Source organism: Stappia sp. ICDLI1TA098, assembly GCF_054880955.1.
Map to the genome: position 1 here is coordinate 809,978 of NZ_JBTZBT010000001.1, position 16,402 is coordinate 826,379.

At 62.3% G+C, this 16,402-nt stretch carries 27 protein-coding genes; all 27 read left to right on the plus strand.

Annotated features, from left to right (window positions below):
• Positions 1–3 precede the first annotated feature (3 nt).
• The 27 genes from ACSLUQ_RS03600 to ACSLUQ_RS03730 all read left to right on the plus strand — a co-directional run bounded on the left by ACSLUQ_RS03600 (position 4) and on the right by ACSLUQ_RS03730 (position 16,377).
• Complete coding sequence (locus ACSLUQ_RS03600) at positions 4–312, plus strand: regulator (RefSeq protein ID WP_461807725.1); 309 nt, start codon at positions 4–6, stop codon at positions 310–312.
• 780 nt (positions 313–1,092) lie between these two features.
• On the plus strand, positions 1,093–1,563 hold the full coding sequence (gene rpsG / locus ACSLUQ_RS03605) for a 30S ribosomal protein S7 (RefSeq protein ID WP_461807726.1): 471 nt from the start codon (positions 1,093–1,095) through the stop codon (positions 1,561–1,563).
• 23 nt (positions 1,564–1,586) lie between these two features.
• Positions 1,587–3,662 (plus strand): elongation factor G, encoded by a 2,076-nt coding sequence (gene fusA, locus ACSLUQ_RS03610; protein ID WP_461807727.1) that lies wholly within the window; start codon positions 1,587–1,589, stop codon positions 3,660–3,662.
• 48 nt (positions 3,663–3,710) lie between these two features.
• Positions 3,711–4,886: an elongation factor Tu gene (tuf, locus tag ACSLUQ_RS03615; RefSeq protein ID WP_461807716.1), complete on the plus strand. Its 1,176-nt coding sequence runs from the start codon at positions 3,711–3,713 to the stop codon at positions 4,884–4,886.
• Positions 4,887–4,941: 55 nt separating this feature from the next.
• Entirely contained in the window at positions 4,942–5,250 is a 309-nt protein-coding gene (gene rpsJ, locus ACSLUQ_RS03620) for a 30S ribosomal protein S10 (protein WP_067216522.1), read from the plus strand.
• Between the two features lie 23 nt (positions 5,251–5,273).
• On the plus strand, positions 5,274–5,984 hold the full coding sequence (gene rplC / locus ACSLUQ_RS03625) for a 50S ribosomal protein L3 (RefSeq protein ID WP_417774055.1): 711 nt from the start codon (positions 5,274–5,276) through the stop codon (positions 5,982–5,984).
• Positions 5,984–6,604, plus strand: a complete 621-nt coding sequence (gene rplD / locus ACSLUQ_RS03630; RefSeq protein ID WP_417774054.1) for a 50S ribosomal protein L4 — start codon at positions 5,984–5,986, stop codon at positions 6,602–6,604. Before rplC ends, rplD begins: the two co-directional genes overlap by 1 nt.
• Complete coding sequence (locus tag ACSLUQ_RS03635; protein WP_417774053.1) at positions 6,601–6,894, plus strand: 50S ribosomal protein L23; 294 nt, start codon at positions 6,601–6,603, stop codon at positions 6,892–6,894. The genes rplD and ACSLUQ_RS03635 overlap by 4 nt, the downstream gene beginning before the upstream one ends.
• 15 nt (positions 6,895–6,909) lie before the next feature.
• On the plus strand, positions 6,910–7,743 hold the full coding sequence (gene rplB, locus ACSLUQ_RS03640; RefSeq protein ID WP_417774052.1) for a 50S ribosomal protein L2: 834 nt from the start codon (positions 6,910–6,912) through the stop codon (positions 7,741–7,743).
• A gap of 12 nt (positions 7,744–7,755) precedes the next feature.
• Positions 7,756–8,034 carry a 30S ribosomal protein S19 gene (rpsS, locus tag ACSLUQ_RS03645; protein ID WP_417774051.1) on the plus strand — a complete coding sequence of 93 codons (279 nt, stop codon included), beginning with the start codon at positions 7,756–7,758 and terminating at the stop codon, positions 8,032–8,034.
• A gap of 2 nt (positions 8,035–8,036) precedes the next feature.
• Positions 8,037–8,417 (plus strand): 50S ribosomal protein L22, encoded by a 381-nt coding sequence (gene rplV, locus ACSLUQ_RS03650; RefSeq protein ID WP_417774050.1) that lies wholly within the window; start codon positions 8,037–8,039, stop codon positions 8,415–8,417.
• Entirely contained in the window at positions 8,417–9,133 is a 717-nt protein-coding gene (gene rpsC, locus ACSLUQ_RS03655; RefSeq protein ID WP_417774049.1) for a 30S ribosomal protein S3, read from the plus strand. Before rplV ends, rpsC begins: the two co-directional genes overlap by 1 nt.
• A gap of 44 nt (positions 9,134–9,177) precedes the next feature.
• Positions 9,178–9,591, plus strand: coding sequence for a 50S ribosomal protein L16 (rplP, locus tag ACSLUQ_RS03660; RefSeq protein WP_417774048.1), 414 nt, complete (start codon positions 9,178–9,180; stop codon positions 9,589–9,591).
• 23 nt (positions 9,592–9,614) lie between these two features.
• A complete protein-coding gene (gene rpmC, locus ACSLUQ_RS03665; protein WP_417774047.1) occupies positions 9,615–9,815 on the plus strand; it encodes a 50S ribosomal protein L29 in 201 nt (66 codons plus the stop codon).
• A gap of 10 nt (positions 9,816–9,825) precedes the next feature.
• Complete coding sequence (gene rpsQ, locus ACSLUQ_RS03670) at positions 9,826–10,068, plus strand: 30S ribosomal protein S17 (RefSeq protein ID WP_417774046.1); 243 nt, start codon at positions 9,826–9,828, stop codon at positions 10,066–10,068.
• A 56-nt stretch (positions 10,069–10,124) separates the two neighbouring features.
• Entirely contained in the window at positions 10,125–10,493 is a 369-nt protein-coding gene (gene rplN / locus ACSLUQ_RS03675) for a 50S ribosomal protein L14 (RefSeq protein WP_417774045.1), read from the plus strand.
• Positions 10,493–10,810, plus strand: coding sequence for a 50S ribosomal protein L24 (rplX, locus tag ACSLUQ_RS03680; protein WP_417774044.1), 318 nt, complete (start codon positions 10,493–10,495; stop codon positions 10,808–10,810). Before rplN ends, rplX begins: the two co-directional genes overlap by 1 nt.
• On the plus strand, positions 10,803–11,363 hold the full coding sequence (rplE, locus tag ACSLUQ_RS03685; RefSeq protein ID WP_417774043.1) for a 50S ribosomal protein L5: 561 nt from the start codon (positions 10,803–10,805) through the stop codon (positions 11,361–11,363). Before rplX ends, rplE begins: the two co-directional genes overlap by 8 nt.
• Before the next feature lie 24 nt (positions 11,364–11,387).
• The gene (rpsN, locus tag ACSLUQ_RS03690) at positions 11,388–11,693 is read left to right on the plus strand and encodes a 30S ribosomal protein S14 (RefSeq protein WP_417774042.1); all 306 of its coding nucleotides are present in this window, start codon (positions 11,388–11,390) and stop codon (positions 11,691–11,693) included.
• A 10-nt stretch (positions 11,694–11,703) separates the two neighbouring features.
• Positions 11,704–12,102 (plus strand): 30S ribosomal protein S8, encoded by a 399-nt coding sequence (gene rpsH, locus ACSLUQ_RS03695; protein WP_417774041.1) that lies wholly within the window; start codon positions 11,704–11,706, stop codon positions 12,100–12,102.
• Between the two features lie 44 nt (positions 12,103–12,146).
• Positions 12,147–12,680, plus strand: coding sequence for a 50S ribosomal protein L6 (gene rplF, locus ACSLUQ_RS03700; protein WP_417774040.1), 534 nt, complete (start codon positions 12,147–12,149; stop codon positions 12,678–12,680).
• An 11-nt stretch (positions 12,681–12,691) separates the two neighbouring features.
• Positions 12,692–13,054, plus strand: a complete 363-nt coding sequence (rplR, locus tag ACSLUQ_RS03705) for a 50S ribosomal protein L18 (protein ID WP_417774039.1) — start codon at positions 12,692–12,694, stop codon at positions 13,052–13,054.
• 41 nt (positions 13,055–13,095) lie between these two features.
• Positions 13,096–13,668 (plus strand): 30S ribosomal protein S5, encoded by a 573-nt coding sequence (gene rpsE / locus ACSLUQ_RS03710; RefSeq protein ID WP_417774038.1) that lies wholly within the window; start codon positions 13,096–13,098, stop codon positions 13,666–13,668.
• 42 nt (positions 13,669–13,710) lie between these two features.
• On the plus strand, positions 13,711–13,902 hold the full coding sequence (gene rpmD / locus ACSLUQ_RS03715; RefSeq protein ID WP_417774037.1) for a 50S ribosomal protein L30: 192 nt from the start codon (positions 13,711–13,713) through the stop codon (positions 13,900–13,902).
• Positions 13,903–13,921: 19 nt separating this feature from the next.
• Entirely contained in the window at positions 13,922–14,392 is a 471-nt protein-coding gene (gene rplO, locus ACSLUQ_RS03720; RefSeq protein ID WP_417774036.1) for a 50S ribosomal protein L15, read from the plus strand.
• Between the two features lie 57 nt (positions 14,393–14,449).
• Positions 14,450–15,784 (plus strand): preprotein translocase subunit SecY, encoded by a 1,335-nt coding sequence (secY, locus tag ACSLUQ_RS03725; protein WP_417774035.1) that lies wholly within the window; start codon positions 14,450–14,452, stop codon positions 15,782–15,784.
• Positions 15,781–16,377, plus strand: a complete 597-nt coding sequence (locus ACSLUQ_RS03730; RefSeq protein ID WP_417774034.1) for an adenylate kinase — start codon at positions 15,781–15,783, stop codon at positions 16,375–16,377. Before secY ends, ACSLUQ_RS03730 begins: the two co-directional genes overlap by 4 nt.
• The last annotated feature ends 25 nt before the right edge of the window (positions 16,378–16,402 follow it).

Here is a 16,402-nt window from a genome sequence, read left to right on the forward strand (position 1 = left end):
ACCATGGCTGATACACCGGGAAACGGCCCCGAGGGCGAGCTGCCGCCGACCGTCTATGCGATCTTCGGCCGGGCACGGCTGGATAGCGTCGGTACGCCTGAAGAGAATGTCGAGGTGAATATCCTGCTGTGCGCACCCGACGAGGACAGCGCCGTGCGCCGCGCGCTCGAGGCGCTGGCCGGGGAGGGCTATGTCACGGCCGAGCTCGACCAGATCGGCGTCGTGCTCGAGGAGCCGGAGGATCCGACCTTCGAGAGCGCCTATCAGGATGCGCTTGCAGGAGAAGTCGCGGTCATTGCCTTCCGCGACTGAGCCGCCTGCTCTGGGACCCTCCGGCTACTCGGCGGCGGCGCGGGAATCGGCAATGGAATCAGTTCGATGGAATCGGATGCGGGAGAGAGTGGGGAATCGGGCCGCGGGCCCACGATTCTCGAGGCAAAAGTTACCGAAGCGTTGACGCCGGCTCGCCCCGGGGCTCTCTCGGGGGCGTGTGGGCCATTCATTCTGCCGCCGGTTTCCGACCAGGGAAGGACGCTCGCTACATGAATGATCAACTGTGTCGCTACACGCTTCGTGACTTTGCAGAAATTGCGCGATACGGTCACAATCGAAAATGTAACCGCCTGACTCCCGAGCGGCGGAATACTGCCGATTTAATTGGTCCACGCACTTGACGCAGGGCGGGCCTGTCTGTAGTTTCCGGCCATCCCCAAGGCAGGCGGTAAGCACCTGTTGGTTCCGATGCGACGCGCATGGAACATGGAGTTGCTTAAACGCTGCCGGGATTACGAGGCGAAAAATATCGCAAGTACGACCGCCGCAAGGTGGTCCTCTCGATTGGCGGCGCCTTTCCTGTCTGACTGACGGGAATAGGCGCGATTCCGTGTGTTCGGCGGGCAACCGGTTGCTTGCGCTATGCGGGAAGTAGCCGTTTCGCCCGACCTTCGGACGCCGGTAACGGCCATGGAGGGTAGAGTTTCGCGGCTCGCAGGCGGGTCGCAGTCATCGCGGGCCCGGCAACGGGTCTAGTTTGAGCGCAAAAAGGCCAGCCCCGGGTTGGTACTTTGGAAGGTCAAGGTCTGAGGATCTGTCATGTCACGCCGTCACAGGGCTGAAAAGCGCGAGATTATCCCTGATCCGAAGTTCGGGGATGCGGTCGTCACCAAGTTCATGAATTCGATCATGTACGACGGCAAGAAATCCAATGCCGAGAGCATCGTCTATGGTGCCTTCGACGTGATTGAGGGCAAAGTTCGCCAGAATCCGATCGAAGTGTTCCACGCTGCGCTCGACAACGTCATGCCGCAGGTCGAGGTTCGCTCTCGTCGTGTTGGCGGTGCCACCTACCAGGTGCCCGTCGAGGTTCGTGTCGATCGTCGCCAGGCTCTGGCGATCCGTTGGCTCATTTCGGCTGCTCGCGGCCGTAACGAGACCACGATGATCGATCGCCTTTCCGGCGAGCTGCTCGATGCCGCGAACAACCGCGGCTCGGCTGTCAAGAAGCGTGAAGACACGCACCGGATGGCTGAGGCCAACCGCGCGTTCTCGCACTATCGCTGGTAACCGGACCGCAAGAGGCTGACATCATGTCGCGCACTCATAAGATCGAAGATTACCGCAATTTCGGCATCATGGCCCACATCGACGCGGGCAAGACGACGACGACCGAGCGGATTCTGTTCTATACCGGCAAGAGCCATAAGATCGGCGAAGTCCACGACGGCGCCGCCACGATGGACTGGATGGAGCAGGAGCAGGAGCGCGGCATTACGATTACGTCGGCCGCGACGACTGCATTCTGGAACGAGAAGCGTCTGAACATCATCGACACGCCGGGTCACGTCGACTTCACCATTGAGGTGGAGCGCAGCCTTCGCGTTCTCGACGGTGCCGTCGCTCTGCTCGACGCCAACGCCGGTGTCGAGCCGCAGACCGAGACGGTCTGGCGCCAGGCCGACAAGTATCATGTCCCGCGCATGATCTTCGTCAACAAGATGGACAAGCTTGGCGCGGACTTCTACCGCTGCGTCGAGATGATCAAGACCCGCCTCGGAGCCAAGCCGCTCTGCGTTCAGGTGCCGGTTGGCGCCGAGAACGAGTTCGCCGGTCTGGTCGATCTGATCAAGATGAAGGCTCTCATCTGGCGCGACGAGACGCTCGGCGCTGCCTGGGACGAGGTCGACATCCCGGCTGACCTGGTCGATCGCGCTCAGGAATTCCGCGATCTGATGATCGAGACCGCTGTCGAGGCCGACGAGGCCGCGATGGAGGCTTATCTCGAGGGCGAAGAGCCGACCAACGAGGGTCTGAAGGCTCTCATCCGCAAGGGCACCATCAACGGCGAGTTCGTTCCGGTGTTCTGTGGTTCGGCCTTCAAGAACAAGGGCGTGCAGCCGCTCCTCGACGGTGTCGTGGACTACCTGCCTTGCCCGATCGACGTCCCGTCGATCCGTGGTATCGATCCGAAGACCGAGGGCGAAGTCGTCCGCAAGTCCAACGACGAAGAGCCGCTTTCGATGCTCGCGTTCAAGATCGCCAACGACCCGTTCGTCGGTTCGCTGACTTTCTGCCGCATCTACTCCGGCGTTCTGAACAAGGGCGTTTCGCTCCAGAACACCGTCAAGGAGAAGAAGGAGCGCGTCGGCCGCATGATGCAGATGCACGCGAATTCGCGTGAGGACATCGATGTAGCTTACGCTGGCGACATCGTCGCCATCGCGGGTCTGAAGGACACGACGACGGGCGACACGCTTTGCGACCCGCTGAAGCCGGTCATCCTGGAGCGCATGGAGTTCCCGGATCCGGTCATCGAGATCGCCGTCGAGCCGAAGACCAAGAGCGACCAGGAAAAGATGGGCCTCGCGCTCAACCGCCTGGCTGCCGAGGATCCGTCGTTCCGCGTCAAGACCGACGAGGAATCCGGCCAGACGATCATCGCCGGCATGGGCGAGCTTCATCTCGACATCATCGTCGACCGCATGAAGCGCGAGTTCAAGGTCGAGGCGAACATCGGTGCGCCGCAGGTTGCCTATCGCGAGACGATCACCCGTCTGGCGGAAGTCGACTACACGCACAAGAAGCAGACCGGTGGTACGGGCCAGTTCGCCCGCATCAAGATCGTCATCGAGCCGAACGAGGTCGGCGCCGGTTACACCTTCAAGAGCACCATCGTTGGTGGCTCGGTTCCGAAGGAGTACATCCCGGGCGTCACCAAGGGTATCGAGAGCGTCATGTCCTCGGGCCCGCTCGCCGGCTTCCCGATGGTCGACATCAAGGCCACCCTCATCGACGGTGCCTACCATGATGTCGACTCCTCGGTCCTGGCGTTCGAAATTGCGGCCCGTGCCGGTTTCCGCGAGGCCATTCAAAAGGCCGCGCCGAAGCTTCTCGAGCCCATCATGAAGGTCGAGGTGGTGACACCGGAAGACTACATGGGTGATGTGATCGGCGACCTGAATTCGCGTCGCGGTCAGATCACCGGGACTGAAAACCGCGGTGTCGTGACTGTCGTCAATGCGATGGTGCCGCTGGCGAACATGTTCGGATACGTGAACAACCTGCGTTCTATGTCGCAGGGTCGTGCTCAGTATTCGATGGTGTTCGATCACTACGAACAGGTTCCGCAGGCCGTCGCGCAGGAAGTTCAGGCAAAGTTCGCCTGACGCTGTCACCGCCAGATCAATTAAAGAACTAAGGTACGGAGAAATCCGATGGCGAAAGCAAAGTTTGAGCGGACGAAGCCGCACGTTAACATTGGCACGATTGGTCACGTTGACCACGGCAAGACGACGCTGACGGCCGCGATCACGAAGTACTTCGGCGACTTCAAGGCGTACGACATGATCGACGCCGCTCCCGAAGAGCGTGCGCGTGGCATCACGATCTCGACGGCTCACGTTGAGTACGAGACGGAAGCGCGTCACTACGCCCACGTCGACTGCCCGGGTCACGCCGACTACGTGAAGAACATGATCACGGGTGCTGCGCAGATGGACGGCGCGATCCTGGTTTGTTCGGCTGCCGACGGCCCGATGCCGCAGACCCGCGAGCACATCCTGCTTGCGCGTCAGGTCGGTGTTCCGGCGCTTGTCGTGTTCCTGAACAAGGTCGACCAGGTCGATGACGCGGAGCTCCTTGAGCTCGTCGAGATGGAAGTGCGCGAGCTTCTTTCGTCCTACGAGTTCCCGGGCGACGACATTCCGATCGTTGCGGGTTCGGCTCTTGCCGGCCTCGAGGGTCGCGATCCGGAGATCGGCGAGACGAAGATCCGTGAGCTGATGGCTGCGGTCGACGACTACATCCCGACGCCCGAGCGTCCGGTTGACATGCCGTTCCTGATGCCGATCGAGGACGTGTTCTCGATTTCGGGTCGTGGCACGGTCGTCACGGGTCGCGTCGAGCGCGGCATCGTGAAGGTCGGCGAGGAAGTCGAGATCATCGGCATCCGCGACACGAAGAAGACGACTGTCACGGGCGTCGAGATGTTCCGCAAGCTGCTCGATCAGGGCCAGGCTGGCGACAACATCGGCGCGCTGATCCGCGGCATTGGTCGTGAGGACGTTGAGCGCGGTCAGGTTCTGTGCAAGCCGGGTTCGGTTACGCCGCACACGAACTTCAAGGCCGAGGCCTACATCCTGACGAAGGAAGAGGGTGGCCGTCACACGCCGTTCTTCACCAACTATCGTCCGCAGTTCTACTTCCGCACGACGGACGTCACGGGTGTTGTCACGCTGCCCGAGGGCACCGAGATGGTGATGCCGGGCGACAACGTGTCGGTCGAGGTTGAGCTGATCGTGCCGATCGCGATGGAAGAAGGCCTGCGCTTCGCCATCCGCGAGGGCGGCCGCACCGTCGGTGCCGGCGTCGTCGCTTCGATCATCAAGTAATGTAACCTGGTCCGCACGTCGGCAGACGACGGGCGGACCGCATGGGGACTGAGAGATGAACGGTCAAAACATTCGGATCCGTCTCAAGGCGTTCGATCATCGTGTACTCGATGCCTCGACCCGCGAGATCGTCAACACGGCGAAACGGACCGGTGCACAGGTGCGCGGCCCGGTGCCGCTGCCCACGCGGATCGAGAAGTACACCGTGCTTCGCGGACCGCATATCGACAAGAAGAGCCGTGATCAGTTCGAGATGCGCACGCATAAGCGTCTTCTCGACATCGTTGATCCGACGCCGCAGACGGTTGACGCGCTTATGAAGCTCGACCTGGCCGCTGGTGTCGACGTCGAGATCAAGCTGTAAGGCGCTCACAAGGGGACACGCCGATGCGTTCTGGAGTGATCGCACAGAAGGTGGGAATGACTCGCATCTATAATGATGCGGGAGAGCACGTGCCGGTTACGGTTCTCAAGCTTGAGAACTGTCAGGTCGTCGCCCACCGGACGGAAGAAAAGAATGGCTATGTCGCGCTGCAGGTCGGCGCCGGTCTGGCCAAGGTGAAGAATACGCCCAAGGCGATGCGCGGCCACTTCTCGGTCGCCAGCGTTGAGCCGAAGCGCAAGCTCGCCGAGTTCCGCGTTTCCGCGGAAAACGTGATCGAGGTTGGCGCCGAGATCACGGCGGACCATTTTGTCGACGGGCAGTTCGTGGATGTCACGGGCACCTCGATCGGCAAGGGCTTTGCGGGTGCCATGAAGCGGCACAATTTCGGTGGCATGCGCGCCTCTCACGGCGTGTCCATTACCCACCGTGCGCATGGCTCGACCGGCCAGTGCCAGGACCCCGGTAAGGTGTTCAAGGGCAAGAAGATGGCCGGTCACATGGGTGCCGAGCAGGTCACGACGCAGAACCTGAAGATCGTGCGCACCGATCCGGAGCGCGGCCTCATCATGATCCAGGGCGCTGTCCCGGGTTCGAAGGGTGGCTGGATCCTGGTTCGTGACGCCGTCAAGAAGGCTCTGCCCGAGGGTGTGCCGGTTCCGGGCGCTTATCGCGCTGGTGCCGCAGCCGCTGCGGTCGAGAAGGAGAGCGAGTGATGGAACTTGAGGTGAAGACCCTCGACGGGGCCGCCGCCGGTTCGATCACGGTGTCGGACGAGATCTTTGGTCTCGATCCGCGCACCGACCTGATCCACCGCGTCGTGCGCTGGCAGCTTGCCAAGCGCCAGGCGGGTACGCACAAGGCGAAGCAGCGTTCGGAAGTTTCCGGCACGACGAAGAAGTTCGTCCGCCAGAAGGGCACCGGCGGCGCTCGTCACGGCAACAAGAAGGCCCCGCAGTTCCGCGGCGGCGGCAAGGCTCACGGTCCGGTGGTGCGCAGTCATGCGCATGACCTGCCGAAGAAGATCCGCGCGCTCGGCCTGCGCCACGCACTGTCCGCGAAGTTGAAGGCCGAAGGCCTGATCATCGTCGAGGCAGCCGCGGCGGACGAGGCGAAGACGAAGGCACTCGTGTCGCGCTTCGCCAAGCTCGGCCTGAAGAACGCGCTGTTCGTGGACGGTAGCGAGCTGGACCAGAACTTCTGCCTGGCTTCGCGCAACATCCCGGCGATCGACGTTCTGCCGATCGAGGGCATCAACGTCTATGACATTCTGCGCCGGGAAAAGCTCGTCCTGACCAAGGCCGCCGTGACGGCGCTCGAGGAGCGGTTCAAATGAGCATCCTGAAGCATTACGACACGGTCGTTTCCCCGGTGATTACCGAGAAGGCGACCATGGCCTCGGAAGAGAACAAGGTCGTGTTCAACGTCTCCCCGACGGCGACCAAGCCCGAGATCAAGGCAGCGGTCGAGAAGCTGTTCGGCGTCAAGGTGACGGCGGTCAACACACTCGTGCGCAAGGGTAAGACCAAGCGCTTCCGCGGCCGTATCGGTCGTCAGTCGGACGTCAAGAAGGCCGTCGTCACGCTTGCCGACGGTCAGTCCATCGACGTGACGACCGGGCTTTAAGGGCGGAGAGGAAAGATGGCACTTAAGACCTTTAATCCGACGTCGCCGGGTCGCCGCCAGTTGGTGATGGTTGATCGCGCGGGCCTCTACAAGGGCAAGCCGATCAAGCAGCTGACCGAGGGTCTGACGAAGTCTGGCGGTCGTAACAACACCGGCCGCACGACCTCGCCGAACCGCGGTGGCGGTCACAAGCGCCGCTATCGTCTGGTCGACTTCAAGCGCACCAAGCTCGATATGTTCGCCACTGTCGAGCGGATCGAGTATGACCCGAACCGCACGGCGTTCATCGCTCTCATCAAGTATGAGGACGGCGAGCTCAGCTACATCCTGGCGCCGCAGCGTCTGGCCGAGGGCGACAAGGTCGTCGCAGGCAAGGCCGTCGACGTCAAGCCGGGCAACGCGATGCCGCTTTCGGCGATCCCCGTCGGCACCATCGTCCACAATGTGGAGATGAAGCCGGGCAAGGGTGGCCAGATCGCACGCTCCGCCGGTGCCTATGCGCAGATCGTCGGTCGCGACCAGGGTTACACCACGGTTCGCCTGCAGTCTGGCGAGCAGCGCCGTATCCTCGGCACCTGCATGGCTTCGGTCGGCGCGGTGTCGAACCCGGACCACGGCAACATCAATCTTGGCAAGGCCGGTCGGTCTCGCTGGATGGGTCGTCGCCCGCATGTCCGCGGTGTCGCCATGAACCCGGTCGATCACCCGCACGGCGGTGGCGAGGGTCGTACCTCGGGTGGCCGTCATCCGGTCACGCCGTGGGGCAAGCCGACCAAGGGCAAGCGCACGCGTTCCAACAAGGCCACGGACAAGTTCATCGTCCGCAGCCGTCACGCGCGCAAGAAATAAGAGGGGCCGAACATGGCACGTTCTGTTTGGAAGGGCCCGTTCGTCGACGGATTTCTGCTTAAGAAGGCAGACAAGGTCCGCGCCTCGGGTCGCAACGAAGTGATCAAGATGTGGAGCCGCCGCTCGACGGTTCTGCCGCAATTCGTAGGTCTGACGTTCGGCGTCTACAACGGCCAGAAGCACGTTCCGGTGATGGTGTCCGAGGATATGATCGGTCACAAGTTCGGCGAGTTCTCGCCGACCCGTACGTACTACGGTCACGGCGCGGACAAGAAGGCGAAGAGGAAGTAACGATGGGCAAGCCGAAGGGCGGGCGCGCGCTCGCCGATAACGAGGCGCAGGCGGTCGCCCGGATGCTGCGCGTTTCCCCGCGTAAGCTGAACCTGGTCGCGGCGTCGATCCGCGGCAAGAAGGTGGAAAAGGCTCTTGCCGATCTGACCTTTTCTCGCAAGCGGATTTCCGACGACGTCAAGAAGGCGCTGATGTCGGCAATCGCCAACGCCGAGAACAACCACGATCTCGACGTCGACAGCCTTGTCGTCGCCGAGGCCCACGTGGGCAAGGCTTTCGTGATCAAGCGGTTCCAGCCGCGTGCTCGTGGCCGCGTCGGCCGGATCGAGAAGCCCTTTTCGAACCTGACGATCGTCGTTCGCGAAGTCGAGGAGACTGCCTGATGGGACATAAAGTCAATCCGATCGGCCTGCGCCTCGGGATCAATCGCACCTGGGATTCGCGCTGGTACGCCGACAAGGGCGAATACGGCAAGCTGCTCCACGAGGACTTTCGCATCCGCGAATACCTCCTCAAGGAGCTGAAGCAGGCCGCGATCTCGAAGGTCGTCATCGAGCGCCCGCACCGCAAGTGCCGCGTCACCGTCCATTCCGGTCGTCCGGGTGTGGTGATCGGCAAGAAGGGTGCGGACATCGAGAAGCTCCGCAAGGCGCTGACAGCGATGACCAACTCGGACGTGCACATCAACATCGTTGAAGTGCGCAAGCCCGAGACCGATGCCCAGCTGGTGGCCGACTCGATCGCCCAGCAGCTCGAGCGTCGCGTGGCTTTCCGCCGTGCCATGAAGCGTTCCGTTCAGTCGGCGATGCGCATGGGCGCCCAGGGTATCCGCATCAACTGCGGTGGCCGTCTGGGTGGCGCCGAGATCGCACGTACCGAATGGTACCGCGAGGGTCGGGTTCCGCTGCACACGCTGCGTGCGGACATCGACTACGGTGTTTCGACGGCTCACACGGCCTATGGCACTTGTGGTGTCAAGGTCTGGATCTTCAAGGGTGAGATCCTCGAACACGACCCGATGGCGTCTGAGCGCCGCGCGGTCGAGGGCGATGGGACGAACCAGGGCGGCGGACGTCGCGAGCGCGGTCGCGCGGCGTAAGCCGCCGACCGGGTTCTGGACAGTAGCAGAGCGAGAGAGAAGAGATGCTGCAACCGAAGCGAACGAAGTTCCGCAAGCAGCACAAGGGCCGGATCCACGGAACCGCCAAGGGCGGTACCGATCTCAACTTCGGTGCCTTTGGCCTGAAGGCCGTGGAGCCGGAGCGGGTGACCGCGCGCCAGATCGAGGCGGCCCGTCGTGCCATGACCCGTCACATGAAGCGTGCGGGTCGCGTATGGATCAGGATTTTCCCGGACGTGCCGGTGTCGTCTAAGCCGACCGAAGTGCGTATGGGTAAGGGTAAGGGTTCGCCGGACTACTGGGCCGCTAAGGTCAAGCCCGGCAGGATCATGTTCGAGATTGACGGTGTGCCGGAAGAGACGGCGCGCGAAGCGATGCGCCTGGCCGCTGCGAAGCTGCCGATCAAGTGCCGCTTCGTTCAGCGTATCGCCGACTAAGGCGCGACCAGGAGACTGATGCCATGAAGGCGACCGACGTTCGGGCAAAGACCTTGGACGAGCTGGGAACCGAGCTCGAGACGCTTAAGAAGGAGCAGTTCAACCTGCGCTTCCAGCGTGCGACCGGTCAGCTTGAGAATACGGCGCGTGTGCGCCAGGTGCGACGCGACATCGCGCGCATTCAGACGATCATGCGCGAAATGCGTGTGGCCACAAGCGCGTAAGGAGAACGGGATGCCCAAGCGCGTTCTGCAGGGTGTCGTTGTCAGCGACGCCAATGACAAGACGGTGACGGTTCGTGTGGAGCGCCGCTTCACGCATCCGTTGTACAAGAAGACCGTCCGCCGCTCGAAGAAGTATCGGGCGCACGACGAGACCAACGCATGCAAGGCCGGGGACCTCGTCCTCATCCAGGAATGCGCGCCGGTTTCGAAGACGAAAACCTGGACCGTTGTCGAGGGTTCGACCGCGGACTGACGTGACTTCCGGCGCTCCCATGCGAGCGCGGTGAAAGAAGAACAAGGCGGCCAGTCATGATTCAGATGCAAACAAACCTCGACGTGGCGGACAATTCCGGCGCCCGTCGTGTCATGTGCATCAAAGTGCTCGGCGGCTCGAAGCGGAAGTATGCCAGCGTGGGCGACATCATTGTCGTCAGCGTGAAGGAGGCTAACCCGCGCGGCCGCGTCAAAAAGGGCGACGTGATGAAAGCGGTCGTTGTGCGCACGGCGAAGGATATCCGCCGTCCCGACGGCTCTGTGATCCGGTTCGACCGCAATGCGGCCGTGCTGATCAACAACAACAAGGAACCGATTGGTACCCGTATCTTCGGGCCGGTTCCGCGTGAGCTGCGGGCGAAGAACCACATGAAGGTTATTTCGCTCGCTCCGGAGGTGCTGTAATGGCCGCAAAGCTCAAGAAGGGCGACACTGTCGTCATTTTGACCGGTCGCGACAAGGGCAAGACCGGCGAGATCGTCGCCATGATGCCGAAGGAAGACAAGGCTCTGGTGCGTGGGGTGAACGTCGTTCGTCGCCATCAGCGTCAGACCGCCCAGGCTGAAGGCGGCATCATCTCCAAGGAGCTGCCGATTCACGTATCGAACCTGGCGCTCGCCGATCCCAAGGACGGCAAGCCGACCCGGGTCGGTTTCCAGGTCAAGGAAGACGGCACGAAGGTGCGCGTGGCCAAGCGCTCGGGAGATCTGATCGATGGCTGATACCAAGACGCTTCCCCGGCTGAAGACGGAATATCTGGATAAGATCCGTCCGATGCTGCAGGAGAAGTTCAACTACCAGAACCCGATGCAGATCCCGACCCTTGAGAAGATCGTTCTCAACATGGGCGTCGGCGAGGCGGTCGCGGACAGCAAGAAGGCCAAGATCGCTGCTGACGATCTGGCCGCGATTGCCGGTCAGAAGCCGGTGATCACCAAGGCGCGCAAGTCCATCGCTACCTTCAAGGTGCGCGAAGGCATGCCGCTTGGCGCTAAAGTCACCCTGCGTGGCGAGCGCATGTACGAATTTCTGGACCGCCTGATCACCATCGCGCTGCCGCGCGTTCGTGACTTCCGCGGGCTGAATGCGAAGAGCTTCGACGGCCGTGGCAACTATGCCATGGGCATCAAGGAGCACATCGTGTTTCCGGAGATCAACTACGACAAGGTCGACCAGGTTTGGGGCCTTGATGTGATCGTGTGCACGAGCGCGAAGACGGACGACGAGGCGCGCGAGCTTCTGCGCGCGTTCAACTTCCCGTTCCGCAAGGCGTAACGGGCAAGGAACGAGGACAGAACGATGGCGAAGAAAAGCGCGGTCGAAAAGAACAAGCGGCGCGAGCGGCTCGTTAACAAGTACGCCGAAAAGCGTGCGGAGCTCCGGGCAATGTCTAAGGACGAGAGCCTGTCGCTCGAGGAGCGTTATGCAGCCCGGCTGAAGCTGGCGAAACTGCCGCGCAACTCGGCCGAGGTGCGCCTGCGCAACCGCTGCGAAGTGACGGGTCGCCCCCGTGGCTACTATCGCAAGCTTAAGATGTCGCGCGTCGCGCTTCGCGAACTGGGCTCCAAGGGACTTATCCCGGGCCTCGTGAAGTCGAGCTGGTAAGGAGAATCCCATGGCGATTTCCGATCCCTTGGGCGATATGCTGACCCGTATCCGCAATGCCCAGATGCGTCGCAAGAGCAAGGTGAACTCGCCGGCTTCCAAGCTGCGCGAACATGTGCTCGACGTACTGGCCGCGGAAGGGTATATCCGCGGTTACACGACCGTGGAATATGAGGGCGGCAAGTCCGAGCTCGAGATCGAGCTCAAGTATTTCGACGGCGAGCCGGTGATCCGTTCGATCGAACGGGTTTCTAAGCCGGGTCGGCGGGTGTACTCCTCGGTGAGGAACATCCCGCGCGTCGCAAACGGCCTCGGTGTCTCGATCCTCTCCACGCCGCGTGGCGTGATGGCGGATCATGATGCTCGGGAGCAGAATGTCGGTGGCGAGGTTCTCTGCCGCATCTTCTGATGCGGCAGTCACTTCGTACGAAGTAGATTGGACAGGTTGGTCATATGTCTCGTATTGGCAAGAAGCCAGTCCCCGTGCCTAGCGGGGTAACGGCAACGATCAACGGTCAGAGCATTGAGGTCAAGGGACCGAAGGGGCAGCTCTCCTTCGCTCTCAACAGCCTGGTTCTGGCCGAAATGACGGATGATGGCATCAAGGTGAATCCGCGCGTGGACAGCAAGCCCGCGCGTGCGATGTGGGGCATGTCCCGCACCATGATCGAAAATCTCGTTACGGGTGTGAGCAAGGGTTTCGAGAAGCGTCTCGAAATCACGGGTGTCGGTTACCGCGCCCAGGTGCAGGGCAAGAACCTGCAGCTCGCTCTCGGGTTCTCCCACGACGTCGTCTACCCGATGCCCGATGGCATCGAGGTGGCCTGCCCGAAGCCGACCGAGATCGTGATCTCCGGCATCGACAAGCAGCGCGTCGGTCAGGTGGCTGCCGAGATTCGCGAGTTCCGTCCGCCTGAGCCCTACAAGGGCAAGGGTGTTCGCTATGCGGGCGAGTTCATCGTTCGCAAGGAAGGCAAGAAGAAGTAACGGACCGGATCATGGCGAAGACACACACACTCTTCGAGCGCCGCCGCGACCGCGTCCGCCGTTCGATCAAAAAGGTTCTGAACGGCCGCCCGCGGCTTTCGGTGCACCGTTCGTCCAAGCAGATCTATGCTCAGATCATCGACGACGCGAAGGGCCACACGCTGGCCTCGGCATCGTCTCTCGACAAGGACCTGCGCGTCGACATCACGTCCGGCGCGAACATCGCCGCCGCCGCGGCTGTGGGCAAGGTTCTGGCCGAGCGCGCCAAGGCTGCTGGCGTCACCCAGGTGGTGTTCGACCGCGGTGGCTATCTGTTTCACGGCCGCGTCAAGGCTCTTGCCGACGCAGCGCGTGAGGGCGGACTTGAATTCTGATCGTCGTATAAGACGCTCACAGACAAACGAAAGCGAATATCATGGCGAGACAGGATAATCGGGAGCGCGGCGGCGATCGTAACGAGCGTGACAGCGAGTTCGTCGACAAGCTCGTTCATATCAACCGCGTCGCCAAAGTGGTGAAGGGCGGTCGTCGTTTCGGCTTTGCCGCACTCGTCGTTGTCGGTGACCAGAAGGGCCGCGTTGGCTTTGGTCACGGCAAGGCGCGTGAGGTGCCGGAAGCGATCCGCAAGGCCACCGAGGCCGCGAAGCGTTCCATGATCCGCGTGCCTCTGCGCGAGGGTCGGACGCTGCACCACGACGTCAACGGTCGCCACGGCGCCGGCAAGGTCGTGCTTCGCGCGGCTCCGGCTGGTACCGGCATCATCGCCGGTGGCCCGATGCGTGCGGTGTTCGAGACGCTCGGCGTTCAGGACGTGGTTGCCAAGTCGCTCGGCTCGGCGAACCCCTACAACATGGTGCGCGCCACCTTCGAGGCGCTGAAGCACGAAGATAGCCCGCGCTCCGTCGCGGCCCGTCGTGGCCTCAAGGTGTCGCAGATCCAGTCGCGTCGCCGCGACATCGACGACAGCGTTGTGGCGGCCGAGGGTTGAACCCGGCTTCCGCAGACACCAGCTTGAGAAAGGCTTGGTTCCATGGCGAACGATAAGACCGTTACGGTCGAGCAGGTGGGCAGCCCGATCCGGCGCCCGAAGGACCAGCGGGCAACGCTGATCGGTCTTGGTCTGAACAAGATGCACCGCCGCTCGACGCTGAAGGATACTCCGGAAGTGCGTGGCATGATCCGGAAGGTTCAGCACCTCGTTCGCGTCGTCGAAGACGCGTGAGAGTGCGGGGAGACAGACGATGAAACTCAATGAACTCCGGGACAACCCCGGCGCCACGAAAGATCGCATGCGCGTTGGTCGCGGCATCGGTTCGGGCAAGGGCAAGACCGGCGGCCGTGGCGTCAAGGGTCAGAAGTCCCGCTCGGGCGTTGCGATCAAGGGCTTCGAGGGCGGCCAGATGCCGCTCCACCGTCGCCTGCCGAAGCGCGGTTTCGTGAACATCTTCGCGAAGTCGTTCACGGCCGTTTCGCTTGGTCGCGTGCAGACGGCGATCGACGCCGGCAAGCTCAACGCCAGCGAGACCGTGACTGCGGAGGCTCTCAAGGCCGCCGGCGTCATCCGTCGCGTCAAGGATGGCGTTCGCCTCCTGTCCGACGGCGAGCTGAAGACCGTGGTCTCCTTCGAGATCGCCGGCGCCTCCAAGGCGGCCATCGAGGCTGTCGAGAAGGCTGGCGGCAAGGTCGCAATTATCGGAGCCCAGGCTGAATAAGCCTGGGTTTCCCCCATTTTTCCTTTCTCGAGTGCACTCACCTGACCGGAGCCTGGAATGGCATCTGCTGCCGAACAGCTAGCGGCTAATCTGAATTTTTCAGCTTTCGCCAAAGCCGAGGAATTGAAGAAGCGTATCTGGTTCACACTGGGTGCGCTTCTTGTGTATCGGTTCGGCACTTACGTGCCGCTGCCGGGGATCAATCCGGATGCCTTTGCGCAGGCCTTTGGTCAGGCGCAGCAGGGCATCGTCGGCCTGTTCAACATGTTCACCGGCGGTGCCGTGGCGCGCATGGCGATCCTGGCCCTCGGCATCATGCCCTACATCTCGGCCTCCATCATCATTCAGCTGCTGACGTCGGTCGTACCGTCGCTCGAGGCGCTGAAGAAGGAGGGCGAGCAGGGCCGCAAGGTCATCAATCAGTACACGCGCTACGGCACGGTGCTGCTTGCGACCGTGCAGGCCTACGGCATCGCCGTCGGCCTTGAATCGTCGACGAATGTGGTTCTCGATCCGGGCTGGTTCTTCCGTGCCAGCACCGTGGTGACGCTGGTTGGCGGTACGATGTTCCTGATGTGGCTCGGCGAACAGATCACGTCGCGCGGCATCGGCAACGGCATCTCGCTGATCATCTTCGCGGGCATCGTCGCCGGTCTTCCCGCGGCACTTGCCTCGACGCTTGAGCTCGGCCGCCAGGGCGCGCTTGCGACGCCGATCATCCTGCTGCTGCTGATTCTCTCCGTCGTCGTGATCGCGGTGATCGTGTTCATGGAGCGGGCGCAGCGACGTCTTCTGATCCAGTATCCGAAGCGGCAGATGGGCAACCGCATGTTCGAGGGCAACACCTCGTTCCTGCCGCTCAAGCTCAACACCGCCGGCGTTATCCCGCCGATCTTCGCCTCCTCGCTTCTCGTTGTTCCGGCGACGCTGGCAGGGCTTGGCGCGACGGGCGGCGATTCCGGCGTGCTGACGACGATCACGGCGCTGCTTGGCCACGGCCAGCCGCTCTACATGGTGCTCTATGCCGTCCTGATCATCTTCTTCTGTTTCTTCTACACGGCGATCGTGTTCAATCCGACGGACACGGCCGACAATCTGAAGAAGCATGGCGGCTTCATTCCGGGCATTCGTCCGGGGGAGAGGACCGCCCAGTACATCGACTACGTGCTGACGCGCATCACTGCTGTCGGCGCCATCTACATCGTCCTGGTCTGCCTGTTACCCGAATTCCTCATTTCCGCGACGGGCGTTCCGTTCTACTTCGGTGGTACGTCTCTCCTGATCGTCGTGAGTGTGACCATGGATACGGTTTCTCAGATCCAGGGACATCTGCTCGCTCATCAGTATGAGGGACTGGTGAAGAAGGCGAAGCTCAGGGGGAAGCGCAGATGAGACTGATTTTTCTCGGCCCGCCGGGGGCGGGCAAGGGCACGCAGGCAGCGCGCCTGGTCGAGAAGCATGGCATTCCGCAGCTGTCGACCGGTGACATGCTGAGGGCCGCTGTGGCGGCGGAGACGCCGGTGGGTCTGAAGGCCAAGTCGGTGATGGATGCGGGTGGTCTTGTTTCCGACGATATCGTCATCGGTATCGTCGCTGACAGGATCGAGGAGGCGGATGCCCAGAACGGCTTCATCCTCGACGGGTTTCCCCGCACGGTCGCACAGGCCGAGGCGCTCGACCGGATGCTTGAGGGCAAGGGGCTCAAGCTCGATACGGTGCTTGAGCTCGAGGTCGACCAGACCCGGCTTGTCGAGCGCATCATGAAGCGCGCGGCCGACGCCAGGGCCGCCGGCCAGCCGGTGCGCAAGGACGATGATCCCGAGGTGTTCAAGCAGCGTCTTGCCGCCTACAACCGGGACACCGCCGTGGTCGCTCCCTATTATCGCAGCCGCAACCAGCTTCGGTCGATCGATGGCATGAAGTCGATTGACGAGGTCTCTGCGCAGATCGATTCCGCGCTTGACGCGGTGGCAACGGCAAGCTAAGGCTCGCCCCCTGCCACAAGACCCG